The organism is Kitasatospora sp. NPDC058406, from assembly GCF_042722765.1.
In the GTDB taxonomy this organism is placed as follows: Bacteria; Actinomycetota; Actinomycetes; order Streptomycetales; family Streptomycetaceae; genus Kitasatospora.
In genome coordinates, this window is record NZ_JBHXKE010000511.1 from 1 (window position 1) to 1,044 (window position 1,044).

Annotated in this window: 1 protein-coding gene; it reads right to left on the reverse strand. The window is 79.4% G+C overall.

Going from position 1 to position 1,044, the window contains the following annotated elements:
- Positions 1-20 precede the first annotated feature (20 nt).
- The gene (locus ACFWOG_RS40925) at positions 21-845 is read right to left on the reverse strand and encodes a serine hydrolase (RefSeq protein WP_380364842.1); all 825 of its coding nucleotides are present in this window, start codon (positions 843-845) and stop codon (positions 21-23) included.
- Between the last annotated feature and the right edge of the window lie 199 nt (positions 846-1,044).

Here is a 1,044-nt window from a genome sequence, read left to right on the forward strand (position 1 = left end):
GCCCGGGCCGGAGCCGTGGGTCAACGCGACGGCGGTCCCGGGCGGGCCGCCGGGGCCGTGCCGGTCGCACCGGCCGGGCCGGTCGGCGTCCGGGTGACGGCGTGCCGGCGCCGCCAGACCTCGGCCGAGATCCGGGCCACCAGCCGGGCCGCCGGGTCCGCCTCCGCCTCGTCCGCCCCGGAGGCCAGCGGACCGGTGTAGCAGACGGCCAGCAGGTACGGCGGGCAGTCGTCCGGGTGGACGAGGCCGACGCTGTGCCGCACCCCGGGGAACCAGCCGTTCTTGAACGCCACCCGGGTGCCCGGCGGCAGCCCGGCCGCGAGGTCGACCCGGAACGCGTTGCGTTCGAGCAGGGCCAGCAGCTCCGGTTCGCCGTCGAGGGACTGGAGGAGGCGGACCAGGTCGCGGGCGGTCACCCGGTTGTGCAGGCCCGCGTCGCGCGCCCGGTGGTCCTCGATGCCGCGCGGGCTGGAGCTGTGCGTCGCGCCCGCGCGCCGCCAGGCCCCGGCGACGGCGGCGTGGCCGGTCCGGGCGAGACAGAGGTTGGTGGCGAGGTTCGAGGAGTGGGTGATCATCCGCTCGGCGAGCAGCCGGAGCGGCGCCGTCCGGCCGAGCAGGCTCCAGGGGACGGGATCGCTGTCCCAGTCCGGATCGTTGCCGAACTCGCCGCCGGCGGCCGAGGCGAAGGCGTTCACGACCGGGACGCGGGCGTCCAGGTCCGCCCCGCTGCGGTGGAGCGCGGCCAGGACGGCCACCTTCATCGTGCTCGCCGCGTCGTGCGGCTCGTCCCCGGCCCGGGCGAACACCGGGTCACCGCCCCAGGGGGCCACCACGACAGACAGCATGGTCGCTTCCGTTCCCGACCGCGGTGGCGTCGAAACCGGCGGCACCGCGGGGCGGCGGCACGACGGGGCCGCCCTCCCGGAGGCCCCACCGGCGTCCCCACCGGCGTGCCCGGCGGGCCCCCCACCCCGCCGCCCCCCCCGCCGGGGGCACCGCCCCCCCCCCCCCGGCGTGGGGGGGGGGGGGGGGGGAAGGGGGGGT